Origin of the sequence: Acetobacter fabarum, from assembly GCF_022483405.1 — a bacterium.
Classification (GTDB): domain Bacteria; phylum Pseudomonadota; class Alphaproteobacteria; order Acetobacterales; family Acetobacteraceae; genus Acetobacter; species Acetobacter fabarum.
This window is the reverse complement of the sequence record NZ_JAKVNI010000001.1, coordinates 2728982-2755477: the sequence shown is the minus strand read 5'-3', so window position 1 is coordinate 2755477 and position 26496 is coordinate 2728982. Positions and strand designations below refer to the sequence as shown.

The window sequence follows — 26496 nt, the reverse complement described above, 5'->3', positions numbered from 1 at the left end:
GGTTAGAGCGAGAAGCTATCGCCCAGATAAACGCGCCGGACGTCCTCATGCGCGACAATTTCTTCCGGCACGCCCTGCATCAGAACCTGCCCGCTATGCATGATGTAGGCGCGGTCAATCACTTCGAGTGTTTCACGCACGTTGTGGTCGGTAATCAGCACCCCGATCCCCCGGTCCTTGAGGTGGGAAACCAGATCACGGATTTCGCCCACGGCAATGGGGTCAATCCCGGCCAGAGGTTCATCCAGCAGGATGTAGTGCGGCTGGCTGGCGAGTGCGCGTGCAATTTCCAGCCGTCTGCGCTCCCCACCGGACAGGGCGAGGGAAGGGGAGTGGCGCAGGCGGGTAATGCCAAATTCGTTGAGCAGCCCATCCAGCATGACCTGCCGCTGGTCGGGGTCGGGTTCAACCACCTCCAGTGCCGCCATAATGTTCTGCTCCACATTCAGGCCCCGAAAAATGCTGGCTTCCTGCGGTAGGTAGCCAATGCCAAGGCGTGCGCGCCGGTACATGGGGAGCTGGGTAATGTCGGCCCCATCCAGCGTAATGGTGCCGGTATCGGGCTGGACCAGCCCCACAATCATGTAAAAGCTGGTGGTTTTGCCTGCGCCGTTAGGGCCAAGCAGGCCAACGGCCTCCCCCCTGTGTACCTCGAGCGAGACGTTTTTGACCACCTGACGCTTTTTGTAGCTTTTGCCAATGTTATGGGCGATCAGGCCGTGCCCGGGCTTGTGGGGGGCGCTCAGGTCAATGGGTTCTGGGCCAATGCTTACAACTTCTTCGCGCACCGTTTCCTCGGACGTCCAGCTTACTTCCCGGTTCATTGTTACTTCCTGTCCGATGAATCGCCATTATTGGGAACAATAAGCCCGCTTACCCGGTTGCCCGGCCGCTCTGTCATGGTGGCGATACCCGTGTGCATGTTAATAATGGCCGCAGCCCCCTGAATCTGGTTTGGCCCGCGTGTAATATGCACGTTGCCAACAATGCGGGCTATGCCCGAATCCGGCACATACACGCCGCGGTCACCGGTTACGATTTCGGTCTGGGTGCGGACCCATACATGGCCGAAGGCATTGACCTTTTCCAGCTTGTTGGAGCTGGAGGCAAGGGGGTCCCCCGAACTGCCGGTTTTGTTCTGGCTTGGGGTTGCCGTTTTGGGGGTATCAACCGGGGTGCTGTACCCCACAAGTACATCGGCCCGAATCTGCCTGTGATCATCCGTGGTTACGGTGGCATCGCCCCGGCCAATGGAAATATGCTGCTGTGAGTAATATTCCATGGAATCCCGCGCGGTCAGCACATCCTGCGGGGTTGTCAGCCGGAGGTTTTTGCCGGTCATGACCAGCACGGCCTTGTCCATGTCATAGACCGCCTTATCCCCCCATGCCTGATCGGTATCGGTAAAGATATGGACGTGGCCTATGGCTTCCAGCCGGTAAATTTCGTTCGAGCCGGAGTCCTGGCCATCGGCGGTCTTGTCGTCACCCGTCGTGGTGGTGGAGGACGTGGTGCCCGGTGGCGTTGCCGTTGTGGTGGACGGGGCCGGGTCGGGGGTGGGGTGGTCCGGCTGGACGGCAGGCGGGGGGGCTGCCTGTTCGGTCTGTGTGGTGGCTGTGGTGCCGGTCGGCAGCTTTTTGCGGTAATAGGCGATCAGCTTGTCCGCCGTGACCGTGGCGTTGTTCCGCACGGCTTTGGCTTGATCATAGGCAATGACTTTTTTAAGGTTCTGGTCCCAGTCAAACCCGCCCAGAGCTGTTACCGCAATCTGCCCGCCATGAGACAGGTCAATCGCCTGCGCCTGTGCCGCACCATGCCAGAGCATGCCGCCTGCGGGCAGGCTGGCCAGCAGGCACCAGCAGCGCGCAAAGGAGCGTATGGCGGAGGAAGGGGAGGGCGAGGCTTGTGTTGTCATGCTTCAGGATGCCTTTTTGCCAGTCTTGGCATCGTTCTGGCGGTCATCATTAAGGATCAGGCGGCCGGGGCCACGGAACTGGGCCAGACCATCGTGCTGGCTGAGCAGGAAGCCACGCGCATCCAGCGAGCCAAACGGGCCTTCTGCCCGGACCCATGAATCAGAGGTGATAATGCCTGCCTTGATGTCAATATCGGCAAGGGGGGTGTGCATCATCAGGCCATCATCGCGATACAGGGTGACTTCTCCGGTCAGGTCAAGAATCTGTGCGTGTTGCATGTAAACGCCTTTTTCCGATCGGACCATAAGCCAGTCCCCCCCCTGTGTCAGAATGTCGGCCATGGGGTTGTTCAGGTCCAGCCTGTTGCCGGGGGCCTGATGCACCGTATCCGCCGTGATCGTGAACGGGCGGTCGTGTTCATCCACGCCACGGTAGGTGGCCCCGACAAGGTTGCCGCTTTCTATCTTGACCTTGCTTAACTCGCGCATGGTGGTCTGGTTGGCGCTTATCAGGTGCTCCACTTCAGGCCAGACGGCAATGGCGGACAAAAGCAGCAGAGCCGTGGCAGGTAGCAGCCATTTGGCCCAACGCAGCATGGTGCGCCTGCGCGCCAGTGTGGCGGCATCTGGCACCTTGCGCCGGATGGACGACGCCGCAAGGCGTTCGCGCTGCTGCTGTATATCCACGCCCGATCGGGCGTAGTCCTCACGCTCGGGGCGTTTGCCGGGGGTGTCTGTCATCCAACGCCTGCCCGGACCAGATCATGCAGGTGGACAACCCCAATGGGCTGGCCTGCGGGGTTAAGAACAAAAAGGGCAGTAACGGGCCGCTCACGCGCATTCATGACCTGCAACGCCTCGGAGGCAAGCACATCCGGGTTTATGGTGAGCGGGCGTGGGTTCATAATGTTTTGTGCCAGTGTGGTTGTAAGGTCATGGTCCAGCGCGCGACGCAGGTCACCATCCGTGATCAGCCCCGCCAGTTCCCCATTCTGCCCCACAATGCCCACGCAGCCTAGCGCCTTGTGTGTCATTTCCATAATGACATCCCGCATGGGCGTGTCAGGCGCGGTCAGGGGCATGGCGTTGCCTGTGTGCATGACCTCGCGCACCGTGCGCAGGCGTGCGCCCAGCCTGCCACCGGGGTGGAATGCTCCAAATTCTGTTGCGGTAAAGCCCCGCTGCCGCAGCAGGGCCACGGCCAGTGCATCACCAAAGGCAAGCTGCATGAGCGTGCTGGTGGTGGGGGCCAGCCCCATGGGGCAGGCTTCTGGCATGGCGGGCAGGGTCAGGGCCAGTGTGGCTGTTGTGGCCAGTGTGGAGGTAGCCTTGCTGGTTACGGCCAGCAGGGGTTGGCCGGTGCGCAGGGCATGGGCGGCAATGTCGGCCAGTTCCGTGGTTTCCCCCGAATTGGAAAACGCCAGAATGGCATCTGCGGGCAACACCATGCCCAGATCCCCGTGCGAGGCTTCGGCAGGGTGCACATAAAACGAGGGCGTACCCGTGGAGGCCAGCGTTGCCTGTATTTTGCGCGCAACATGGCCGGACTTGCCAATGCCCGTAACCGCCACCCGGCCGGTAATGCCCAGTAGAACAGCCACAGCCTGAGCAAATGCCCCCCCCAAGCCGGAGGGGTCTTCCAGCGCAAGAGCCAGTGCATTCAGCCCGGCCTGCTCCATGCGCACGGTCGCTGCGGCGTCCATATCGGGGGTGGGGGGCGTGGTGTGGGCTGGGGGTGTCATGGGTGTCAGGTCGGTCCGGTGGCAAAGGGGTGCCAGATACGCCGTTGCTCAGGCGCGGTGGGAGAAAATATCCGGGTCTTCGTAACCCATCATGTCCAGCCGTGCGCGCGTGGGCAGAAAATCATAGCATGCCTGCGCCAGATCGCGCCTGTTTTCACGCTCCAGCAGGGCGTCCAGCTTGTGCCACAGCGCGTGCAGGTACAGCACGTCCGAGGCGGCATAGGCCAGTTGCTCGGGTTTGAGCTCTGGCGCGCCCCAGTCCGAGCTTTGCTGCTGTTTGCTCAAATCCACACCCAGCAGGTCCCGGCACAGGGCGGCCAGCCCGTGGCGGTCCGTAAAGGTGCGGACCAGCCGGGCCGCAATTTTGGTGCACACAACGGGGCTGACCGTAATACCCAGCGCATGTTGCAGAATGCGCACATCAAACCGTGCAAAATGCATGATTTTGGTCAGCGTGGGGTCTGCCAGAACGCGCTTGAGGTTGGGGCAGTCATACCCCGTTCCACCAAGGGAGGGCGGTATAAGCTGGACCAGATGGGCCGTGCCATCCCCGCTGGAAAGCTGGACAAGGCAGAGCCGGTCCCGGTACGGGTTCAGGCCCATTGTCTCCGTATCCACGGCAATGGAGCCGGTAAAGCGCAGGCCATCGGGCAGATCATTTTTATACAGGGTAATGGCGCCCGCACATGGGCCCTGAGCTGCGGACATGGGGCGCTCCCGTTCTGCTGTTGTGTCTAGGCTGCTTTGCATCAGACGGATTACAGCCGCAGGGGGGGAATGTCCATTCCCTGCTACGCCCGGGCACGCGACAGACAAAGATAACCCCCGCGCCGTTGTAGGGATAGGCGGATACCCCGCTCATGCGCTAGGGGAGAGGCAGAGTGACTCCAACCTGGAACCGTATTGTCCATGCAGAACCCCCGCAAAGCCGCACGCCCCGCACGCCGCTCCCGTTCATCCGCCCATGGTGGCGGTGGGCGTGATGGTACGGCCCCGGCGGGCAAATGCTGGCTGTTTGGCACACATGCCGTGGCGGCGGCTCTGGCCAACCCGCGCAGGGTGTACGAGCGCCTGCTGGTGACCGAGGCCGAACACCCGGTGCTCGAAGAAGCCGCACGCACAGGTGGGCGGGGCTTGCAGGTCAACCCCGAACTGGTGCAGCGCGCACGGCTGGACGACCTGCTGGGACCGGAGGCGGTGCATCAGGGCGTGGCCATGCTGGCGCAGATTCTGCCCTCGCTCTCGCTGGAGGAGGCGCTGGAACGCCCCGGCCCCGTGCTGGTGCTTGATCAGGTTACAGACCCGCGCAATGTTGGTGCCATACTGCGCTCTGCCGCAGCCTTTGGGGCGGCCTGCATTGTGGTGCAGGACCGCAATGCCCCGGAGGAAACCGCCGTGCTGGCCAAGGCCGCATCCGGCGCGCTGGAAACCGTGCCTTTTGTGCGTGAGGTCAATCTCTCCCGCGCAATAGAAATGCTGCAAAAGGCGGGCTGCTGGACAGTGGGGCTGGATGCTGGCGGCACAATTCTGAACGGTGCCGGGTTTGACGGGCGGCGCGTAGCCCTTGTGCTGGGGGCGGAAGGGCGTGGCCTGCGCCGCCTGACGCGTGAAAGCTGTGATGAAATTGCCGGGCTGTACATGCCCGGTGAGATGGAAAGCCTGAATGTGTCCGTTGCGGCCGCACTCGGACTTTACGAACTGGTGCGTCGCGGCATGCCTGCCGCGTAACAGCCAGCAGCAACAAAAAACCCGACATAGTACCCAATATCGGCCCCACCCAGCCAGCGGGCAATGGGGCCGGTGTACAGGCTGCTGGTGGAAAACAGGCCAACGGTCAGGGCGGTGGTTATGGCAAATATGCTGGCCCCCCGCGTCCATCCGATTGGCGTGGGCCGTGGGGCGTGGTCTGTGCAGTACCAGTCCGCCAGCACAATGCCGATCCACGGAGCAATCCAGTACATGGTGACCATCAGGTAGTCAGTGTAGAGCGTGGTGTACCGCCCTGCACCGGCTACGGCCAGCACGTAGCCCAGTGTGGCTGTCAGTATGGCTGCGGCAACGCGGGGCACATGCACCCCGGCGGAAATAAGGCTGTAACTTGCCGTATTGTCATTGAACGAATTGCCGGTAATGGAAGACAGCGCAATGGCAGCCAGCGCAAACGTACCCAGTGGGCCCAGAGTATGCAGGAGCGATGCAATAACCGCTGTGGGTGAAGCATCTGCCACACTGCCGGCTGAAATCAGGCCCAGAATCTGGAATGGAATGGCCGAAGCCAGCAACCCGGCCAACGCAAGCAGCACCACTTTTTTGGAGTTGGCGCTGGCAGGCAGGTAGCGCGTATAATCCGAAGAATAAGACGCCCATGACAGGTTAAAGCTGACCAGAACCCCCACAGCCAGCAAAAACGTGCTCACGCTGACGGGGTGATGGCTGCCAAGTGGTGCCTGCCCGCGCAGGGCAAACACAATGCCAATAAACGCAAAGGCCACCAGCAGGAACGCGCCAAGATATTTCTGCAATGTCTGCACCACATGATGGCCGTAAATGGAGGCCAGCATCTGCACTCCGGCCAGCACGCCAAGGGCTGCCCAGAACGGGGCGTGTATGCCGCCTGCCAGAAGCAGTGCAATCAGGGCGGTTGCTGCGGGTACGTTGTTCACCGCGTCCCACCCCACGCAGTAAATCCAGTTCAGGAACGCAGGCAGGCGCAGGCCCATCTGCCCCAGCGCACGGCGTGAGGCTTCCATTTGCGTCAGCCCGGTTACAGGGCCAATGGCAGCAGCCAGTGCTACGGGCAGTGCGCCAATCAGGTTGCCCAGTATTACGGCGGCCACCCCTGTTTTAAAATCCAGCCCCATGCTTGCCAGCAGCGCCCCTGTAACCCAGCCACCCAACCCCAGATTGGGGGCAAAATGGCTCCAGAACACGCGGTCCATTCGCATGGTTTTCAGGTGTTCGGGCACAGGTTCGCGCACGGCGGCGGCGGACATGTCCTCCATTACGGCATGTGCGCGCAGGGGGGTATCCTGCGTCATGTCTGGGGTTTTTTCTGCACTGGGCTGGGGGTGGGGTTTGGGGTCAACTCAGGTCGGGTTCGGGCATGCTGCCGGGGGCTCCGGCAGGCTGGTTGTTATAGTAGGCTTCTGCTAGTGTTATGGGCAACAGGTCCATAAGGCGTGAGCCCGCCGCCAGCCAGAGCGGAAAAGTAATGCGCCGCTCATTGCGGGCCAGCCCGCGCAGAATGCGGCGGCATGCGCTGTTAACATCGGTCAGGCCGGGCATGGGGAACGTGTTGCGCGCCACCATGGGCGTGTCCAGAAAACCGCAGACAACCGAGCTGAGCAGAATACCCGCCTTTTTGGCGTTGCCCCCGGTTGCCACCATAAACCTGTCCACCGCCGCCTTGGCCGCACTGTAAGAGGGTGTGCCGGGGAAGGAGACAAGCCCGGCTACGGAGGAAATGGCGCAGATACGCCCGCGCATGCCATCTGCGGCGCGGGGTTGGCTTTGCATCAGCTCCAGTGCGGGGAGCACGGTATTGAGCACGCCGGTCAGGTCGGTTGCAAAAATCCGGCGGATCTGGGCCTGTGGTTCGGTGGCAGCACTATCCGGGTCTGTGGGCTTGCGCGTGCCGCCGGTAATGCCCGCACAGGCCAGAACCATGTCCACCCCACCTGTGCCATGTACCCATTGCGCCATGGCTGCGGTATCTGTGACATCGCATATGTTCAGGTGGACGGCAGCGCCACGGCTTATGCAGTGCCGCGCTGTTTCTTCCAGCCGTGCCGTGTTGCGCCCACCCAGCCAGAGCGTGCGGCCGGGCCGGGCCAGGGTCTGGGCCAGTGCGCGCCCCAGACCAGAGGATGCACCGGTTATGAGAACAGTGTTGTGTTGCATGGCAAGGTCCGCCTTCCTTGTGGCATAGAGCGCGGTGGCGCAGCATGGCCGCTTCTGGCATGAAGGGGCAAGAGCGTAAGTTTGAACAGACAGGGTGTGAAAAGAGCAGTATGGCGCACAATGGAACGGCTCATCCGGGTCATGCAACGCGGCGGGGCGTATGCCTTGTTATTTCTGCCCCTTCGGGTGCTGGCAAATCAACAATCGCCAATGCGCTGCGTGCGTCGGATACAAAACTCAAACATTCTGTGTCCGTGACCACGCGCCAGCCCCGACCGGGGGAAAAAGAGGGCGTGCACTACTATTTTCGGACCATGGAGCAGTTTGAGGCCATGGCGCAGGCGGGTGAACTGCTGGAATGGGCCATTGTGTTCGGCCGGGGCTACGGCACCCCCCGTGCGCCAGTGGAGCAGGCCCTTGCCGCAGGCCATGACATGGTGTTCGACATAGACTGGCAGGGACACCGGCAGATACGTGAGGCCCTGCCGGGGGATGTGATCAGCCTGTTTGTGCTCCCCCCCTCTCTGGAGGAACTGGAACGCCGCCTGCAAGGCCGTGGTTCCGACCACCCGGACGAAATTGCCCGGCGTATGGCTGCCGCGCGGGATGAAATTTCGCACTGGCAGGAGTTTGATAGTGTTATCATCAACACAGAACTGGACCGGGCCGTGGCCGAGGCACGCTCCGTGCTGGTGGCGGGCCGCCTGCTGACGCGCAGGCAAACCGGACTTGCCGATTTTGTGGCAACCTTTGGTGCCTGAAAGCCCAACCTGCCCCGCGCCATATGCCAGACCCGTACCCGTAACAGGCCATTAATGTGAGCATGACAACACAGACCGACAAACCAAAGGAAGATGGCCTGCTGGGGCTGACCCTGCGCCAGCCCCCGGCCAATATTGAGGCCGAGCAGGCGCTGCTGGGCGCGTTGCTGACCAATAACCGGGCGTATGACCGGGTATCCGACTTTCTGGCCGGGGAGCATTTTGCCAACCGCGTGAACGGGCAGTTATATGCCGCCATTGCCCGCAGGATAGAAAACGGGCAACTGGCCGACCCCGTTACCATGCGCGCGGAGCTGGAAAACTCCGGCATGCTCGATAACGTGGGCGGCATGGCCTATCTGGCCAAACTGCTGACATCCATGGTCGGGATTATCAACGCCGGGGATTACGGGCGCGCCATCCATGATGCGTGGATCCGCCGCCAGTTGATCGAGATTGGCGAAAATGTTGTCAACAGCGCCTTTGGGGCAACGGGGGACCTGTCCGGCCCTGACCAGATTGAGGCAGGGGAAGAAGCCCTGTTCAAACTGGCGACCGAAAAAGGCAAGGAGGGCGATTTTGTCGCCTTCAACAAGGCGCTCACAGGTGCGATCAATGTAGCAGCCCTTGCCTTCCAAAGCGAAGGGCACGTTACGGGCCTGACATCCGGCCTGCGGGATCTGGATAAAAAGACCGGTGGGCTGCATCCGTCCGATCTGCTTATCCTTGCAGGGCGTCCGGCTATGGGTAAAACGGCGCTGGCGACCAAGATTGCCTTTTCCGCCGCGCGCTCCCTGATGGACGACGCGGAGGAAAAAGGGGGCAAACCCAATGGGTCTGTTGCCATTTTCTCGCTCGAAATGTCGGCCGAGCAGCTTGCTACACGTATTTTGTCCGAACAGGCCGAGGTATCGGGCGAGCGTATCCGCCGGGGTGATATCGGGCAAAAGGAGTTTGACCGGTTTGTGCGGGTCAGCCACGAGTTGTCCCGCCTGCCACTGCTGATTGATGATACGCCTGCCATTTCGCTTTCCGCCATGCGTACGCGCTGCCGCCGCCTTAAGCGCACGCAGGGGCTGAGCCTGATTGTGGTGGATTACCTCCAGCTTATGCGCCCCTCCGTTGGCACCCGCCCTGAAAGCCGCGTGCTCGAAATTTCCATGATCACGCAGGGCCTCAAGGCCATTGCCAAGGAACTGGAAGTGCCGGTTATTGCGCTGTCCCAGCTCTCCCGTCAGGTGGAAAGCCGTGAGGACAAGCGGCCAATGCTCTCTGACTTGCGTGAATCCGGCTCCATTGAGCAGGACGCCGATGCGGTGATGTTCGTCTATCGTGACGAATATTACCTGCAACAGCGTATGCCCAAGGAAACTGCCTATGATTCCATGGATAAATACGCAGTGGCCATGGACGAATGGCAGCGCAAGATGGGGCTGGTCCATAACAAGGCCGAACTGATTCTGGAAAAACAGCGTCATGGGCCAACAGGCACCATTAACCTGTTCTTCGAAGGCGAATACACACGCTTTGCCGATCTGGATAATATTCACGAGCAGTAATGCCCAGCCCGTCTGGCTGGCGTGACCTGCGCGTAAAAAAGCCCGGCTCCCATAATGGGGCCGGGCTTTTTGCTGTTGTGGGCGGGTGCTTAGGGCGCGCGCACGGTCTGGCGGAATGTGACGGGGATCTCGTTTTCCTGAAACGCCTGCCAGATTGCAAACAGCGCGCTGCTGCGGGCTGTTTTTATTTCCACCCCGTCGCGTGCTTTGGCTGAGCCGGTCAGCACGGCCGAGCCATCGGCAACCGATGTCATGCTTACGGTCGGGGGGCTGTCCGGGTCGGTATCGGCACAAGCGCTCAGGGTGGCAATAACCACGCTGCTGGCCTTGTTCAGGTCCGAGGCAAAGGGCAGGTCCAGTTCCACGGTAAACACGCCGGGCTTTTGTGCCCGTGTGGCGTTTTTGACCGCCGATGTAATAAACTGCGAGTTCGGGACAATCATGGTGGATTTGTCGTCCAGCCTTATGTCCGTGGAGCGTACGCTAATGCGCTCCACCTTGCCGGTAACCCCTGCAATGGTCACCACATCTCCAACAGAGACAGGGCGTTCGGCCATAAGAATAATGCCTGATACAAAGTTCTGCACAATGGATTGCAGGCCAAAACCAATCCCCACCGACAGGGCGCTGACAACCCATGTCATGCTTTTGACCGTAACCCCAAGGGCTGCAAACATGGCCAGCCCGATCAGGATCCATGCCGCATACCCCAGTATGCTCAGGATGGAGGCCTGTGCGCCTATGTCCAGATTGGTGGCGGGGAAAAACCTTTGCTGGAACCACGATTTAACAATTTTGATGGCCTGGTACCCCACCAGCGGCAAGGCAACGCACAGCAGAATGGCATCGAGCGAGACGGAGGATGTATTGCTGTCCTCCGTGCCGTGGAACAGGGAGTAAAGCTGCTGCCATATCTGGGGCGGGTCAAAATTGGCGCCCGATGTGGCCACGGCATAGGCTACAGCCAGCAGCAGCACGTTGATCAGGCCGGGGATAAGAATGCTGGCCTGATTGATCAGGCGCGGTGGCAGCCCCAGTTCCACCAGATGGCGGCCCAGCGGCGCGCGGGAGGCAAATAGTGCGCCCCCAATGGCGGTTGTGAGCATGGACAGCAGCAAGAGCGTGGTCATGCTCAGCGCCATGACGCTCACCCACGAGATCAGGGTGTAGGCGAGGGGAATATAGCCCGAAAGTACTGCAATCCAGCAGATGATGGAAATACCCATGGCCATGCTGCGCAGGAACTGTGCGAGTGGCGGGGTCTGCTCCGTTACGCCCGGTTCGGCATCTTCCTCCTGATCCTGTGCGGCTGTCAGGCGCAGCTTGCGCGGAATGGCAAACAGGAGCGGGCTGACCGCAAGGGTATAAAGCCCATCCATAAGCTGCACACTCAGCAGGGAAAGCCCGCTCTGCGTATCCACATAACGCAGGATGCCCCGTACGATCATGGCAATGGCCAACCATGCGGGGAACAGGCGCAGGCTGCGGGCCAGATCGTCCGACATGTTGAAAACACGCCATTCTGCCTTGCTGCTTAAAAAGCAGAACCCAAGCTCAAGCACCAACCCGCACAAGGGGGCTTGTGTGGCAACCATGCTGGCAAGCTGGTCCAGATCATCCCCCACAGCGGGGTTGTCAAATGCCAGCGTGTTCCAGAAAACCTGAAAGGAGATGGCGCAGGCCAGCACGCTTATTGCCCCGCACAGAACCGTTGCGGCAATGGGGCGCACGCGGCCTGTGGGCAAAAAGCGGCTACACAGCAGGCGCACGGGTTTGCGTGCGTTCAGCCACCCGACCAGCAGCAGAATGGATGCACACAGGCCGGCCAATGTTATAAAAACCCGTTTGCCGGTCAGGGCTGTTGCCAGCATGGCAAGGGTTTCGGCCCCAAGTGCATTCAGCCTGCGGCCATCCTGTGGTGCGCTTTGTACAAACTGCGACCAGAAGTTGACCCCAAGTGGGGAGGGCATCTGCTGCCACAGCGTGGCCTGCTGGATGGCGCTGTCATGCTGGCGCAGTTCATTCACGAGCTGCTGCGCCTCGACCTGATAAAGCCTGAGCCGGGTCATGCGGGCGGAAATATCTTTTTGCCGCCGGTTCAGGCTTGCGCGCTGTTCGGTAATGGATGCGGCTTCGGGTGGGTCATCCTTGGCGGGGGGCTTGCCCAGAATATCCACAAAGTTCTGGTAGATGTCCTGATACGGCTTGATCCGCGCCATCAACCTGTCTGTGCGTGTGGAAACCGCCGTTGCACGCTGGAGCAGCGCGCTCAGGTCCAGCGCACTGTGCCCTGCCTGCTGTTCCGCTATGCCACTTGTGTAGATCGAGCGGATTTCCGCCCCGATTTCATCAAGCGTTTTGTCAGAAACAATATCCTGCGCGCTCATGATCAGGGGGGTAGGCGCACTGCCTGCCGTTACGGGCTGGTCGGTATTCTGCGCACCAGCCGGAGCGGACAGGCCGGGAAGGGAAAAGAGGAAGAGCGAAAGTAAAAAAACTACGCGGACAGGCATACGAAGCATCAGGCAACCTTGCGCCGTGGAAAAGAAACATTACGGCTTAAAACGATCAGGGCGGATAACAGGTTGCATGCCGCCATGGCGCAAAGCCGGGGAGCTTTATACCATGGCCGGATTAATGTGAGAAAAGTTTATCTTTTTTGAAAACGGTCTGGCGGCAAGGGCCATACTGTAGAGCATACGGGCATTACTGGCCTGCCCTTGCGCGGTCTGCACCCGATGGCAGGATGTATTTTATACCCTGCTGCCAGTTGCCACGGGGTGCGTGCTGCTTATACCCGCCTGCGCCCGGATAGGCCCGCCCGGGGCACCCTGTGTTGTGCCCCGTGGGTTGCCTTGTAGCGGGTTAGTTGTCGCTGCTGCTCAGGTGGTCGTGGTAGCCCAAGGGCTCCCACTGTGCGGGTTTGGTCAGTTGGTGCGGAGGGTGGTGGAACATTCCACAGGCGGAAAGTCCAAGCGCGCATGCCAGCAACAGAACCGCACGTTTCATTATGTGTCTTTCTCCACAAATGGATATGAGTGTCTCTATCTCATTCCCGCCTGCCATGGGCAAGGTAATTAGAAGGCCGTTAAAATCGTTATCGTCTTAATTCCATGGTAATCGGGCCTTGGCGGCGGCCGTGGGTAAACTGGTCCACGTAATCGTTGCCGCTGTCCATGAGCGATGCCGCAGCCCCCTGCCAGACAAGTTTGCCCTTGTAGAGCATGGCGGCTTCATCCCCGATCCGCTGGGCGGAGGCCATGTCATGCGTAATGGCAATGGCGGTGGATCCGAGCTTTTTAACGCAATCCACAATCAGCCCGTCAATGACAGCACCCATAATCGGGTCCAGCCCGGTTGTGGGTTCATCAAAAAACAGAATGTTGGGCTGGGCAGCAATGGCGCGCGCCAGCCCGACACGTTTTTGCATGCCGCCAGACAGCTCGGAAGGGAACAGGTCCCCCACGGATGGGGCCAGCCCCACCTGCTCCAGAATGGCCCCGGCTTTGTCGCGTGCATTGGCACGGGTCAGCTTGTTGAGGGCGAGCAGGCCAAAGGTCACGTTTTCCCATACGGGTAGGCTGTCAAACAGCGCGCCGTTCTGGAACAGCATGCCAATTTCGCTACGGAGCTGGTCGCGCCGCTTGGCGGAGGCTGCAAGTACGTCCTCGCCATCAATTTCAATACTGCCCGAATCCGGGGTCATCAGGCCCAGAATGCAGCGGAGCAGAACGGACTTGCCAGAGCCTGACCCGCCAATAATGACAAACGACGTTCCCTGCGGCACATTGAGCGAAATGCCATCAAGCACCTTTTTATCCCCGAAGGATTTGTGCAGGTCCCGAATACGGATTTTGGGGGGAGCACTGGTCATGCTCTGGTCCATGGCTGCGGCACTCATTGTGAGAAGAACAGGTCTGTAATCAGGTAGTCAAAGGCCAGCAGTAGAATGGAGGCCACCACAACGGCCGATGTGGTGGCAGAGCCTACGCCTTCGGCCCCGCCCTTGCTGTTATAGCCATAATAGCAGCCCATGAGCGTGATCAGGAACCCGAACAGCCCGGCCTTAACCAGCCCCACCGTTACGTCCATGACCTTAACCGAGTTAAGCGTTGCCGTAATATAAGCGGTGGGAGAAAACCCGAGCTTGACCACGGCAACCGTAAAGCCACCAGCCACCCCCAGTACGTCCGCTACCAGAACCAGCAGGGGCAGGGCGATCATGCCTGCCAGCAGGCGGGGGGCGACCAGATACTTCATGGGGTTGGTGGAGAGCGTGCTCAGCGCATCAATCTGGTCGGTCACGCGCATGGTGCCAATCTGGGCGGCCATGGCGGCCCCCACACGGCCAGCCACCATAAGGCCAGCCAGCACGGGCCCAAGTTCGCGGGTTACGGCCAGCACCACAATCCCGGCTATGGCGCTCTGGGCGTGGTACTGTGCAAAACCCGTATAGGATTGCAGCGCAATAACCCCGCCCGAGAACAGGGCGGTCAGGGCCACAACCGGCAGGGAGAAAAACCCGGTTTCCAGAAACGTGCGTACAAACACACGTCCATAGAACGGTGGCCGCAGAATGTGGGACAACCCTGCCAGTGCAAAGAGCGCCAGAGCGCCCGCACTGCGGATAAGCGAGAGTGTGGCGCGGCCTGTGCGGGCCACAAGATCAAGCACCATATCCATGGGTTCGGGCTGTCTGTTCCTGTTGTGTGTGGTCTGGGTCTGCTGTGGTGTGAGCCGTAACCCGTTCGGGCCGGGTTCGTCAAAGCATGGTTTTGTTTTGTCGGCCCGGAGGGGAGGTCTCGCACTGGTGTGGTGTGGGGCACTGCCTGTGCCGGGGCTTGAGTTTGTTCTTGTTTTATTCCATTTATAACGCTCCAGCAGGGCAGGAACAGGGGAGTCTTCGTGGCCAAAAAAACGTCCCGCCAGTATGTGTGCAAAGCGTGCGGCGCTGTTCATGCCAAGTGGGCAGGCCAGTGTGATGCCTGCCAGGAATGGAATACGCTGGAAGAAATGGCCGTGGAGCCTCTGGCGGCCTCCTCGGCATCCCCCCGCGCAGGCAAGGGGCGGCGTGTGCAACTGCATGGGCTGGGGGGCAAGGTTGAACTTCCCCCGCGCACGGGCACGGGTATTGCGGAGCTGGACCGGGTGCTGGGCGGGGGGCTGGTTCCGGCCTCTGTGGTGCTGGTCGGGGGGGACCCGGGTATTGGCAAATCCACCCTGCTGTTGCAGGCGGCCAGCCGTCTGGCGGGCAAGGGGGAGCGGGTTCTCTACATTTCGGGGGAAGAGGCGGTGGACCAGATCCGCCTGCGCGCCATCCGTCTGGGGGTTGTGGAATCCAGTCTGGACCTGGCGGCCTCCATTAACGTTGCGGATATTGTGGCAACGCTTGAAGCCGAGCCGGACGTTAAGGTGGTGGTGATCGATTCCATCCAGACCATGTGGCTGGAAACGGTGGATAGCGCGCCCGGAACAGTCTCGCAGGTGCGGGCCTGCGCGTTTGAGCTGATCAGGGCCGCCAAGCGCCGGGGCTTCAGTCTTATTTTGGTCGGGCATGTGACCAAGGAGGGCGCACTGGCTGGCCCGCGTGTGCTGGAGCACATGGTGGATGCGGTCATGTATTTTGAAGGCGACCGGGGGCACCAGTTCCGTATTCTGCGCGCTGCCAAAAACCGCTACGGCGCGACAGATGAAATTGGCGTATTCGCCATGACAGACCGTGGGCTGGAGGAGGTCAGCAACCCTTCTGCCCTGTTTTTGGCCGAGCGGCGGGGCAATATTGCCGGTTCCGCCGTGTTTGCAGGGCTGGAAGGGTCGCGCCCCGTGCTGCTGGAGGTACAGGCGCTTCTCTCCCCCAAAGGGGGGGATGGCGCGCCCCGCCGGGCCGTGGTGGGGTGGGATAGCGGGCGTCTGGCCATGCTGCTGGCAGTGCTGGAAACACGTTGCGGGCTCAAGCTATCGGGCATGGATGTTTACCTTAATGTGGCCGGTGGGCTTAGGGTGGTTGAGCCTGCGGCCGATCTGGCTGTGGCAGCGGCTCTGGTTTCTGCCGCCAGTGGTGTGCCCACAAGCCCCGGTGCCGTGTATTTTGGAGAGGTCGGGTTGTCGGGGGAGGTCAGGCAGGTGTCGCAGGCGGATGCACGGCTAAAAGAGGCCGCCAAGCTGGGCTTTACACAGGCCGTTCTGCCACGCCGTATAGCCCGGGGGAGTGCGCGCTCCCGCCCGCCTGAAGGCATGAGCCTGCTTGAGTTGGGCCATATTTCCGATCTGGTTGGCCCGGATGTGGAGGCGGAATAATATCCGTATGGCATTGCAAGTCGTGTTGGAGCGCGCTATAAGCCGCCCACGCGCTATGCGGATGTAGTTCAATGGTAGAACGGCAGCTTCCCAAGCTGCATACGGGGGTTCGATTCCCCTCATCCGCTCCATGCGTGCTTTCCCCTAAATAATTCTGGCAAAAAATATTTTCGGTCCACGCTAAACCTGCTTCTGGGCATGGTGGGGTGTAGGGGCTGTGTGCCTGCATTTTACCCGCAATAAGCGGGTGCGGCAGGCCATGCTTTATGTATCCATTAAAATATATTGGGCGGGCGCGGTTAACAGGGGCTGAATTGATTACTGTGTATATTATTTCGGTATCGGTATATTAAGGTTATTTTTCAGGATGAACCGTAAAAGAAACGATATAAAATTACCCCATTACTTGTATCTGTAGTGGAGTGGTTTAAAGAATGCATAAGTAAGGCTGTTACGTATTTTTTCTTATATCATCTTGAACATATTATAGGATAATGCGATGATTATATGTCATTGCTTGGCCCGGACTGTGGGTGCGCGGGTTCTATAGCTTATTTTCAAGGGGAGTGCTTCTGGGCGTGATTGGTCTGCTGCAAACACCCAAAAATCATGTTGGCCTGTTCTGTTACGCTCCCGCTCAGGCTGTGCAGCCATACCCTGCTGGCCGGGGGCGCGCATGTTCTGCCCGTGCGGCGGGGGCAGGGCTTTCCGGCGCGCTCAGGTTTGGTTTCTGTTCCCTATTGCTCAGCATGCTGGGCGAGATCGTGCCCGCACAGGCAGAACAGACGCTTATCTCGATTAGTGGCGTCACCATCCAGAGCGGGCTGGATATTGGGGGGGCTGCGTTCCATCTGCCGCACACCAATTTTGGCGGTGGGTCCTACGCGCCCCGGGCTTCGGGTGGTTACACACGCCATGCAAACACGACTTATGGCGAACTGTATGGCAAGCCCATGCTTAAGGGGGAATGGAAGACCGGCTGGGGGTTTGATGTCATTGGCAATGCCTCAGCCATTGGTGCAACCACCCTGGGGGATGGGGATGCCGAGCAGGTTTCGCAAACATCGGGTACCCCACGCTCGATCTATCTGGAAGAAGCCTATGCCGGGGTGCGTGTGCCGGTGCGTCTGGCGGGTGGGCATCAGGTTTTTACCGTTCAGGGCGGACGTCAGGCTTTTGCGGTGGATGACGGGTTTTTGATCGGCAAGGGCACCTATAGCTCGGGCGAGCGCGGGGCATGGTGGTATGCGCCCCGTTTTGCCTTTTCCGGCCCTGGGGTGATCAAGCTGGAAGGTGACCCCATCCGCGCCGATGTGTTCATGCTTGAAAGCAATTCGGATAACGATATCGACCGGGGCTTTGACCGGCCCAAAACCAGTTTTGTCGGGTTTGACGTGACATGGTTTGCCAACAAGGCTGGCGGGCATGGGGCATCGGTTTATGCCGACCGCGCCGCTTATGTAACGCTCACCTATTTTCATGTGCGGGATGCCGATACATCCGCCCATTATGATTATTCAACCCGTGCGGACCGGAATGGCATGAATGTGGCTGCCCTGAGCTGGGGTGGCACGGTGCTGCCGGTCAAGGCCATGGGTATTTCCAAGAACTTTACGTTCTATGGCAATTTTGTTTCGGAGCAGAACAGCCACCCGGGCAACGGGTATAAAGGGGTCTCGGCTTACGGAATGTATTTTGAGCCGGGCTATACGTTTTCCATGCTGCCATGGACCCCGCATGTTTTTTACCGTTACACCCGCTTTGGTGGCGGCAAAAATGCCAAGGGGGGCGTCAAGCACAACTACGATACGTTCTTTTTGTATGATGGTAAGCGCTACACTTATGGCGGTTACTGGCCGGGCGAAATTGTGGGCATGTATCTGGCCCCCCTGTCCGATCTGGAGGACCACCAGATTGACCTGACCGTGATCCCTCCCGTGCACCTGATTCGCCCGGGTGATCAGGTCAAGCTTGGTCTGCATTTTTATGACCTGTCGCTTATCCATGTTTCGGGCATGGGGCTCAAAAACACCGGCCGCCATGTATCGGACGAGCTGGATGCCTCGGTTGAATACACGCTGGACGAAAACACATCCGCCGCACTGGCTGGCGGGGCCGCCTTTGCCGGACCGGCCGGGCGGGCCCTGTCTAAAGCCGGGGTGCCGGGGAGCCAGCCCATGCCCAAAATTGGCCATCACGCCGGGGTGGTTGAGGCATATTTTTACAAGCACTTTTAAGGGGCATTTCCCAGTTTATTCCTCTTGAGTTATGAACGCACCAAGCCAACAAGAATAAAGGACCCCTCAATGGCTGAGCAGAACACCAAGCCCACCGTTAAACCTGCCACCGGGCTACGGAGCCGCCACATCGCCATGATCGCGCTGGGCGGGACCATTGGCGCGGGTCTGTTTGTGGGGAGCGGGGCTGCAATTCAGGCGACAGGTCCGGCGGTTCTGCTGGCTTTTGTCATGGTCGGGCTACTGGTTATTCTGGTCATGCGCATGCTGGGCGAGATGGTGGTGGCAGACCCCGGCCGTGGTTCGTTTGTAGAATATATCCGCGCCGCACACGGGGACAGGCTGGGTTTTACCTCGGGCTGGCTTTACTGGTTTTTCTGGGTTGTGGTGCTGGGGAGCGAGGCCATAGCCGGAGCAATCCTGATTCAGGACTGGATTCACCTGCCAATATGGGTGTTGTCCATTGGGCTGATCGTGCTGCTTAAACTGGTCAATTTTGCGGCTCCGCGCGTGTTTGGAGAATGCGAGTTCTGGCTTTCCGCAGTCAAGGTGTTCAGCATTCTGGCTTTTGTGGCTGTTGGCGCGCTGTATGTGGTGCATGTTTTTGGCCCCGGCGTACCGGCATGGCATAACCTTGTGGGGCATGGTGGCCTTATGCCGCATGGCATTGTGGCGGTGCTGTCCATTATTCCCACCATTCTGTTCACCATGATGGGGTCGGAAATTGCAACGGTTGCGGCCGGCGAATCCCCCGAGCCGGACAAGAACGTGGCACGGGTTACCCGCAGCCTTGGTACACGCGTAACCCTGTTCTATCTGGCTTCTGTTGCCATGATCCTGCTTGTTGTGCCCTGGAACAGCATTGTGGCCGGGCGGTCCCCCTTTGTAACCGCCATGGATACAATGGGCATTCCCGGTGCGGGCATGATGATGCGCATTGTGGTGCTGAGCGCCATTCTCTCCTGCCTTAACTCCGCCATGTATATTACCTCGCGCGTGTTGACCGAACTGGCCGCACAGGGCGATGCTCCGGCGTTCCTGACCCGCCGTTCCGCCAGTTCCGCGCCAAGGCTCGCCATTACGGTCAGCAGCATTGCGGGCACTCTGGTGGCGTTTTCCTCCATTCTGGCGCCGCAGACTATTTTTGCGTTTCTGCTGAGTTGTAGTGGTGGGGTTATCCTGCTGATTTACAGCCTGATTGTAACCGCTTACATCACCACCCGTTTTGCAGCCCGCCGGAATGGGACAGAAAAAGGGAATTACACGCTGTTCCTGTTCCCGCTGTGCAATTACGCAACTCTTGCCGGTGTGGTGCTGGTATTTGTTGCCATGCTGATCAACCCCGAGGAGCGTATGACCGCTCTGGCAACGCTGGGTACATCGGTGGTCTGCTACGCTCTGGCATCCTACTTTGCCATGCAGAACAAACAGACCGCCTGATTTTTAGCCTTACCCCGTAAACCAGAAAGGCCCGCCAGTTATGGCGGGCCTTTCTGGTTTTGGCTCCTTCGGGCTGCGCCCAAAGGCCATGACTGTGGCACAGGTTTTTACGGAATGCTCATCCGGTCCAGATGGAAGGCCAGCGGGTGTTTGCGCAGCAGAAGCAGGCCGCCCGCCACAACAATGGTGCCACCAGCCAGCGCAATGCCCAAAGAGACACTTCTGCCGGAAACCAGCGTGCCAATGGCCGCCCCCACAAACAGGCTTAAAATAGCCGCAACACGGCGCAGGGTGCCAGAACTGCTCCCCCCGGCGGCGGAACTGTTATGGGCAAGCCCGTGCAGCACCATGGTGGCTGCGGGTAAAACCATGTCGGGCAGTTTGGCGTGCCGTGTGGCCGATGTCTGCAACCCCATGGCGCAGGAGAGCAGGGCCAGAGTGACGTAAATATCACCCGGAATATTGGCCGACCAGATCCACGCGGCAAGGCCGACCATAGCCCCCACGCCCAGTAGAATATCCCCCACAATGGCCCGAATGCTGCGTTGGCGGCGTACAAGCCGCCCCCCGAGCATGGCCCCCAGAAAATAAAAGCCAATGGCCTCCAGCCCCGAGAGCACAATGGCCTGAGACGTTGCGATGTTGACGGCCATCAGAATAATGGTGGCGGTCATGTAGCCTGCAAAAATCTTGAGATGCAGCAGAGAAATGGCGTCCAGCATGCCCATGGCCATGGTAACAAGCAAAATGGCAACGACCAGTTTGGCATCATGCCCCGCGCGGGTTGTCATTGTATCTCCTGACGACATGAAAAAGGGAAAACGGTGGCACAGCGGTATAAGCCGCCGGTATGGGCGTGTTGTAACACTTCGGGTGGTCACGGAAAAATGATCTTAGTTGGATGGTGCCATGCTCCGCAGCGCAGCATGGCCCGCATGGGTTGAACAAAAAAAGGCCCGGCACAGCAGCCGGGCCTAAAGCAGAATAAGGCTGATCCCGTTAGTTCAGGGTCATCAGGCTGGCGTTGCCCCCTGCTGCGGTGGTGTTGATGCTGCGGGACTGCTCCTCCAGCACGGCTTCGATCGAGGGCAGGCCGTTCTGGGTGATATAGGCCGATACAATAGGTCCGTTGCTGGCAGCCAGTTGGGCACGTGTGGCGTTGAATGCCGCGTTGTCCGCATCGCTTAGCAAAATGCTGCATGTGAGGGATTTGGCGGAGGAAACCGGCCGTACAAACTGCCCAATAGATGCTGGCAGGGTTGCAATGGCAGCCAGAACCGTGGCGTCCGCCAGAATGGCTGCGGTGTTCCCGCCCGCCAGAGTGAGGGAAATCTGGTCATAAAGCCCTGCTGTGGTCTGGGCCATGCACAGTACCGTGCCACGTGCGCCCAGCCTGTACAGGTTCAGTTCTCCCACAGGGCCGGGCAGGGTGATCTGGGCGTTGGTCAGCGGCTGGCTGGCAAGGGCATGGGCGCGCTGGGCGGCTTCGCTTTCGCCTTGCGTGCGGAGCCAGTCTACCCATTCGGTCATGGCCTGTGGGGTCGTGCCGCGTGCAATCTGTGGCAGGGGGGGCACCTGTGCCAGCAGGCGGCGCAGAATAAGCGGCCCCCCCGCTTTTGGCCCCGTGCCAGACAGGCCACGCCCGCCAAAAGGCTGCACACCTACAACCGCGCCAATGGTGTTGCGGTTGACGTACAGATTGCCCGCTTCCACCTGTTCCAGAACGCTCTGCACGGTGGAATCCAGCCGGGTATGTAGGCCAAAGGTCAGGCCGTAACCGGTGGCGTTAATGTCTGCCAGCACAGAGGCAAGCTGGGCGCGTGGGTAGCGCAGCACATGCAGGACGGGGCCAAACACTTCCTGCCCGACGTCCTGAATGGACATGACCTCGATCAGTGTTGGCGGCACAAAGCTGCCATTGGCACAGTGGTCTGGTACGGGCAGGGCGTGGACCGGGGCGTTTCTGCTGCGGAAGGCCTCAATATGCGTGGTAATGCCGGCAGCAGCCTCGGGGGTAATGACCGGCCCTACATCGGTTGCCAGAATGCTGGGGTTGCCCAGCCGCAGTTCCTGCATGGCGCCGCGCAGCATGGCCAGAACGTGGTCCGCGCAGTCGTCCTGCACGCATAGGATACGCAGGGCGGAGCAGCGTTGGCCTGCACTGTCAAACGCCGAAGCCAGCACATCGGCCACAACCTGCTCTGCCAGTGCGGACGAATCCACGATCATGGCGTTCTGCCCGCCGGTTTCGGCCACAAATGGCACGGGCTGACCGGTGGCTGTGCGCCGGTCCAGCAACTGGCGGTTGATCAGCTGGGCCACAGCGGTGGAGCCGGTGAACATAACCCCCATAATCCGGGCATCGCCGACAAGGGCTGCCCCCACGTCGCCCTCACCGGGCAGGAGTTGCAGGGCAGGGGTGGGTATGCCTGCCTCGTGCAGAAGGGCTACGGCCACGGCTGCAATCAGGGGTGTTTCTTCCGCCGGTTTGGCAATTACGGCGTTGCCAGCGGCAAGGGCTGCGGCAATCTGGCCAATAAAAATGGCAAGCGGGAAGTTCCACGGGCTAATGCAGGCCACAACGCCAAGGGGAACATGGGTTGTGTTATTAAAATCACGCTGGATGGTGGTGGCGTAGTAACGCAGGAAGTCCACCGCCTCGCGGATTTCGGCCACAGCATTGGGGAGTGATTTGCCGGCTTCTCGGCAGATCAGGGCCATAAGGGCTGGGTGGCGGTCTTCCAGCAGGTTGGCGGCTTTAAGCAGGCATTCCGCCCGTGCAGCGGGGTGCTGGGCTGCCCAGTCCGCAAAGCCTTTTTGTGCGGCGTCCACGGCCTGTTTGACGGTTTCCGGCGTGGCGTAGGTAACGTGGCCAACCAGATCCCGCCGGTCGGCTGGGTTGGTTACCGGGTGCTGGGTGCCTCCGGGTGTTGCGCCGGACACAATGGGGGCGGCCTGCCACTGCTGGGGGGCCGCTGCAATACCTGCTGCCAGTGCCTCAAGTGCGCGGTCATCGGCCAGATCAATCCCTGCGGAGTTCTGGCGTTCTGGCGCAAACAGGTCGAGTGGTTTGCGGATTTCGGAATGAGGGGCCCCAAACGGCGTGTAGCGCTGGGCGGATGTGATGGGGTTTTCAATCAGGGAGGAAACGGCAATGGCGCTATCCCCGATCTGGTTGACAAAAGAGGAGTTTGCCCCGTTTTCCAGCAGGCGGCGGACCAGATAGGCCAGCAGTGTTTCATGCGTGCCAACCGGCGCGTAAATGCGTGCGGGGCGGTTGAGTTTGTCTGCCCCGACAACCTGACGGTAGAGAGGTTCGCCCATGCCGTGCAGGCATTGGAACTCGTAAGACCCGATCTCGTATTTTTGCCCTGCCAGTGTGTAAATGGTGGCAAGGGTGCGGGCGTTGTGGGTGGCAAACTGGGGGAAAATCACATCCCGCGCGTTCAGCAGTTTGCGCGCACAGGCAATGTAGCTGATGTCTGTATGGCATTTGCGGGTGTACACGGGGTAGTCTGCCATACCCTCGACCTGCGCTTTTTTAATTTCGCTGTCCCAGTAGGCACCTTTAACAAGGCGCACCATAATCCGCCGGTTGGTGCGCTTTGCCAGATCAATAATGTAGTCCAGCACAAAGGGGGCGCGCTTGCCGTAGGCCTGCACCACAAAGCCAATGCCGTTCCAGCCTTCCAGCCCCGGTGTAGCGCACAGGGCTTCCAGCAGGTCGAGCGAAATATCAAGCCGCTCGCTTTCTTCGGCATCAATGTTGATGCCAATGTCATACTGGCGGGCGAGCAGGGTCAGTTCCTGCACAACGGGCAGAAGCTCCCCCATGACCCGCGCATGCTGGGCGCGGGCATAGCGGGGGTGCAGGGCGGAAAGTTTGATGGAAATGCCGGGACGTTCGTAAACATTGCTCCCTTTGGCGCTGCGGCCGATAACGTTAATGGCGTTAATGTAGTCCTGCCGGTAACGCTGGGCATCTGCTGCGGTGTAGGCGGCCTCCCCGAGCATGTCGTAGGAATAGGCGAAGCCGGTTTCTTCAAGTTTTGCGCTGTTCTTGCGGGCCTGCTCAATGGTCTGGCCCAGCACAAACTGTTCGCCCATCATGCGCATGGCGGCATCCACGGCCTTGCGAATAACGGGGCGTGTGCTCCGCTCTACAAAACCCATGAGTGCGCCAGAGAGCGTTTTGTCATTATGCTCGGCTACCACGCGGCCCGTCAGGGCCAGCCCCCATGCGGCGGCGTTGGCAAAGAGCGGTTTGCCGCGCCCTACGTGGGAGAGCCAGTCGCTCTCACCAATCTTGTCCTGAATAAGCGCATCGCGCGTTGCCATGTCGGGAATACGCAGCAGGGCTTCGGCCAGACACATCAGCGCCACGCCCTCGGCGGAGGAAAGGGCAAACTCCTGCACCAGTGTTTCCACCAGTCCGGGGTTGCGCTGGCTACGCAGGGTTTCGGCCAGTCTGGTGGCCAGTGCTGCTACGGCGTTGTCCTCTGGCGCGCTTAGCGTTGCGGCGGGGGCCAGAGCCTCCACGCATGTCTGCTCGGGGCGGCGGATTGCCTGGGTAATCGCTTTGCGCAGCGGCGTGCGGGAGGAAAAATCGGGGGCAAATGTGTTGGTAGAGGACATGGCGTTGTTCATCCGAATCAACCGCCAAACCGAGCCGCTGCGGGTGCGCAGGTTGGTTTTGGCTTCACAATGATTTTTTCGCTCTGACACGATAATATATGATTTGCAACATCATATATTATTCAATCAGGTATGATACGTCGGACAAACAAACAAGTGTTTGTAAAATATAGATTTTTATAAGCTAAAAATGCTCAGCCCAAGCTGTGCCCGGCCTGCCTGCGGCGGAAGACATCTACCGAGATTCTGGAGGCTTCCAGAATATGGATGCGCGTCAGCCGTGCGCATAAATCCGCGTCCCGGTCACGGCAGGCGTCCAGAATAGCCTTGTGCTCGTCATGGGTAATGGTTGTGCGGCCTTCTATAATCAGATGACCGCGTATGTAGCGGTCCAGTCTGGTGTTCAGGTCCTCTATCATTTCCAGCAGGCGCGGGCGGGGGGCTGCGGCATAAATGGAGTTGTGGAAGGCACGGTTAAGAGCGCCAGAGCGGATCATGCCCTGCGGGCCTTCCACACCGGCGACAAAGGCTTCGTAAGCGTCTTCCACACGGGCAAAATCCACGCGGCTCATGTTGCGCACGCCCTCGGCTGCGGCCTGTTCTTCCAGCACTGCGCGAATCTGGGAGTATTCCAGAATATCGGCTTCATCCAGACCAATAACCAGAGCACCCTTGTTGGGCGTAAACGCGACCAGCCCTTCGGCCTCAAGGTGTTTGAGCGCTTCACGCACGGGGATAATGCTAACCCCGAACCCAGCCGCCAGCTCAGACTGGGGCAGGGCGCGGCCTGCTTGTAGCTGGTCTTCCAGTATGGCCTTGCGCAAAGCCGTGCAGATGCTCTCTGACGCGGTGCCATGCGGTGCAATTTCAACACTCTTGAAAAGGCTGGCAGGCAGCATGTCGGTATAAGCTCCCGCTTAAATTTGTTACGGACTCGTTAAGGTTGTTATAGAATGGATGCCCGAACTGTTCAATCGGCCAGCCCGTCTGCAACGTGTATCGGGCCGGTGGATTGGGGGTTGAATGTTATATCACCTGATCGTGATGGCCCGATGGCAGGGCAGAAAAACACCCCCGCCGTGTTGGCTCGTTCTGCCCCACAAAGGGAAGATTGCCCTGCCAGAGCAGGGTTTGGCAATGGGGGCAGCCTGCGCTGGGTATTAGCCCGACAATGCCAGCAACATTACAGAAGACAAAGATAATATCGTAATGTTTCAAGACCCTTATTTTACATGCTGTGGGTTATCGTACCATTTATGGCCTGTTTGCAGTGGCGTGTCGGGTCCGGTGCCGTGGCGGCATAACGGGGTGCCGTTTTTGTTATGACAGGCGTGGTGCTCCCCCACATGGGCAGGGCTGTGGGCTGCCATGTTTTTTGCGCGCGTGGGGGCTGCTTGATCTTTGCGGGGGTTACGGGGCAGTTTGGCGCATATTCCGTTTGGGAGATTCTGAATGAAACTGTTTGCCGTGCGTGCCCTGTCGGCGCTAGCCCTTACCACGTCCGTGCTGGCATCCGTGCCCGCACTTGCTCATGCCGAGGAACAGACCCTCAATATGCCGGTCATCCGCGGGGGGGATACGTCTCTCCTCTCAACCGTGGACCCGTCGGGTTATGTGGCTTCCATTGACCCGAAGGAAAACGCAGGTCTGCTGAACTACTGCGTCCAGAACGAATACGTGCCGGATTATGACGATGCCTTCCGCACGCTGCTTGAATACAACAAAAAGACCAACGCCGTGTCCGATGGTGCGGATGGCAACATGTTCTATGCGATTGGCTCCGCTGGCCAGATCCGCCTGAACGACCATACCTACACCGTGGCAATGGCAACCCTGCCGCTGCGCCAGAAGACCTGCAAGGCCGTTCTGGAACGCGCCAAAGCTGCTCTGTAATAACAGGGTCAGGCCCTTGTTCCGCGCCGACCGGAATTAAGGTGTGGAATAAAAACGGCATAACAAAAAAGGCTGGTCACTCCTGTGGCCAGCCTTTTTTATGCCTGTGTGGTCACT

General features: G+C 59.7%; 21 protein-coding genes and 1 tRNA gene. 8 read left to right on the top strand and 14 right to left on the bottom strand.

Annotation, left to right across the window (positions count from 1 at the left end; all coding sequences use genetic code 11):
• Positions 1-2 precede the first annotated feature (2 nt).
• The 5 genes from lptB to LKE65_RS12790 all read right to left on the bottom strand — a co-directional run bounded on the left by lptB (position 3) and on the right by LKE65_RS12790 (position 4365).
• Positions 3-824 (bottom strand): LPS export ABC transporter ATP-binding protein, encoded by an 822-nt coding sequence (gene lptB, locus LKE65_RS12810; RefSeq protein WP_095349085.1) that lies wholly within the window; start codon positions 822-824, stop codon positions 3-5.
• A 2-nt stretch (positions 825-826) separates the two neighbouring features.
• Positions 827-1825 carry an LptA/OstA family protein gene (locus tag LKE65_RS12805; RefSeq protein ID WP_278741885.1) on the bottom strand — a complete coding sequence of 333 codons (999 nt, stop codon included), beginning with the start codon at positions 1823-1825 and terminating at the stop codon, positions 827-829.
• Between the two features lie 93 nt (positions 1826-1918).
• Complete coding sequence (gene lptC, locus LKE65_RS12800) at positions 1919-2656, bottom strand: LPS export ABC transporter periplasmic protein LptC (protein ID WP_278741608.1); 738 nt, start codon at positions 2654-2656, stop codon at positions 1919-1921.
• A complete protein-coding gene (locus LKE65_RS12795; protein WP_086645226.1) occupies positions 2653-3657 on the bottom strand; it encodes a KpsF/GutQ family sugar-phosphate isomerase in 1005 nt (334 codons plus the stop codon). The genes lptC and LKE65_RS12795 overlap by 4 nt, the downstream gene beginning before the upstream one ends.
• Positions 3658-3705: 48 nt before the next feature.
• Positions 3706-4365, bottom strand: a complete 660-nt coding sequence (locus tag LKE65_RS12790; protein ID WP_233129023.1) for a ribonuclease D — start codon at positions 4363-4365, stop codon at positions 3706-3708.
• 201 nt (positions 4366-4566) lie between these two features.
• Between LKE65_RS12790 and rlmB the strand changes: the two genes are divergently transcribed.
• Complete coding sequence (gene rlmB / locus LKE65_RS12785; protein ID WP_165925138.1) at positions 4567-5385, top strand: 23S rRNA (guanosine(2251)-2'-O)-methyltransferase RlmB; 819 nt, start codon at positions 4567-4569, stop codon at positions 5383-5385.
• Here the strand turns inward: rlmB and LKE65_RS12780 are convergent.
• Positions 5349-6695 carry a purine-cytosine permease family protein gene (locus LKE65_RS12780; RefSeq protein ID WP_278741607.1) on the bottom strand — a complete coding sequence of 449 codons (1347 nt, stop codon included), beginning with the start codon at positions 6693-6695 and terminating at the stop codon, positions 5349-5351. The genes rlmB and LKE65_RS12780 overlap by 37 nt on opposite strands.
• Before the next feature lie 43 nt (positions 6696-6738).
• Entirely contained in the window at positions 6739-7557 is an 819-nt protein-coding gene (locus LKE65_RS12775) for an SDR family NAD(P)-dependent oxidoreductase (protein WP_278741605.1), read from the bottom strand.
• A gap of 110 nt (positions 7558-7667) precedes the next feature.
• Between LKE65_RS12775 and gmk the strand changes: the two genes are divergently transcribed.
• Complete coding sequence (gene gmk / locus LKE65_RS12770) at positions 7668-8318, top strand: guanylate kinase (protein ID WP_278741883.1); 651 nt, start codon at positions 7668-7670, stop codon at positions 8316-8318.
• 62 nt (positions 8319-8380) lie between these two features.
• A complete protein-coding gene (locus LKE65_RS12765) occupies positions 8381-9877 on the top strand; it encodes a replicative DNA helicase (RefSeq protein ID WP_086645231.1) in 1497 nt (498 codons plus the stop codon).
• A gap of 89 nt (positions 9878-9966) precedes the next feature.
• Here the strand turns inward: LKE65_RS12765 and LKE65_RS12760 are convergent, their stop codons facing one another.
• The 4 genes from LKE65_RS12760 to LKE65_RS12745 all read right to left on the bottom strand — a co-directional run bounded on the left by LKE65_RS12760 (position 9967) and on the right by LKE65_RS12745 (position 14560).
• Complete coding sequence (locus LKE65_RS12760; RefSeq protein ID WP_408744106.1) at positions 9967-12390, bottom strand: DUF3772 domain-containing protein; 2424 nt, start codon at positions 12388-12390, stop codon at positions 9967-9969.
• Between the two features lie 352 nt (positions 12391-12742).
• On the bottom strand, positions 12743-12886 hold the full coding sequence (locus tag LKE65_RS12755; RefSeq protein WP_165925134.1) for a hypothetical protein: 144 nt from the start codon (positions 12884-12886) through the stop codon (positions 12743-12745).
• Between the two features lie 88 nt (positions 12887-12974).
• Positions 12975-13763 carry an ABC transporter ATP-binding protein gene (locus tag LKE65_RS12750; RefSeq protein ID WP_278741881.1) on the bottom strand — a complete coding sequence of 263 codons (789 nt, stop codon included), beginning with the start codon at positions 13761-13763 and terminating at the stop codon, positions 12975-12977.
• A gap of 11 nt (positions 13764-13774) precedes the next feature.
• On the bottom strand, positions 13775-14560 hold the full coding sequence (locus LKE65_RS12745) for an MlaE family ABC transporter permease (protein ID WP_086645233.1): 786 nt from the start codon (positions 14558-14560) through the stop codon (positions 13775-13777).
• Positions 14561-14782: 222 nt separating this feature from the next.
• Between LKE65_RS12745 and radA the strand changes: the two genes are divergently transcribed.
• The 4 genes from radA (at position 14783) to LKE65_RS12725 (ending at position 19851) form a co-directional block, all read left to right on the top strand.
• Positions 14783-16174 carry a DNA repair protein RadA gene (gene radA / locus LKE65_RS12740; protein WP_086645234.1) on the top strand — a complete coding sequence of 464 codons (1392 nt, stop codon included), beginning with the start codon at positions 14783-14785 and terminating at the stop codon, positions 16172-16174.
• A 57-nt stretch (positions 16175-16231) separates the two neighbouring features.
• Positions 16232-16305 (top strand) — tRNA-Gly (locus LKE65_RS12735).
• A 618-nt stretch (positions 16306-16923) separates the two neighbouring features.
• Positions 16924-18411, top strand: coding sequence for a hypothetical protein (locus LKE65_RS12730; protein ID WP_086645380.1), 1488 nt, complete (start codon positions 16924-16926; stop codon positions 18409-18411).
• Between the two features lie 69 nt (positions 18412-18480).
• Positions 18481-19851 carry an amino acid permease gene (locus LKE65_RS12725; RefSeq protein ID WP_086645235.1) on the top strand — a complete coding sequence of 457 codons (1371 nt, stop codon included), beginning with the start codon at positions 18481-18483 and terminating at the stop codon, positions 19849-19851.
• 107 nt (positions 19852-19958) lie between these two features.
• Here LKE65_RS12725 and LKE65_RS12720 read toward each other — a convergent pair whose 3' ends face one another.
• The 3 genes from LKE65_RS12720 to LKE65_RS12710 form a co-directional block, all read right to left on the bottom strand.
• Positions 19959-20642: a YoaK family protein gene (locus LKE65_RS12720; RefSeq protein WP_253527116.1), complete on the bottom strand. Its 684-nt coding sequence runs from the start codon at positions 20640-20642 to the stop codon at positions 19959-19961.
• 208 nt (positions 20643-20850) lie between these two features.
• Positions 20851-24576, bottom strand: coding sequence for a bifunctional proline dehydrogenase/L-glutamate gamma-semialdehyde dehydrogenase PutA (putA, locus tag LKE65_RS12715; RefSeq protein WP_408744076.1), 3726 nt, complete (start codon positions 24574-24576; stop codon positions 20851-20853).
• 104 nt (positions 24577-24680) lie between these two features.
• Positions 24681-25385 carry a GntR family transcriptional regulator gene (locus tag LKE65_RS12710; RefSeq protein ID WP_086645238.1) on the bottom strand — a complete coding sequence of 235 codons (705 nt, stop codon included), beginning with the start codon at positions 25383-25385 and terminating at the stop codon, positions 24681-24683.
• Between the two features lie 553 nt (positions 25386-25938).
• On the opposite strand from LKE65_RS12710, the gene LKE65_RS12705 reads away from it, so the two are divergent.
• On the top strand, positions 25939-26379 hold the full coding sequence (locus LKE65_RS12705) for a DUF2501 domain-containing protein (RefSeq protein WP_086645239.1): 441 nt from the start codon (positions 25939-25941) through the stop codon (positions 26377-26379).
• Positions 26380-26496: the final 117 nt, after the last annotated feature.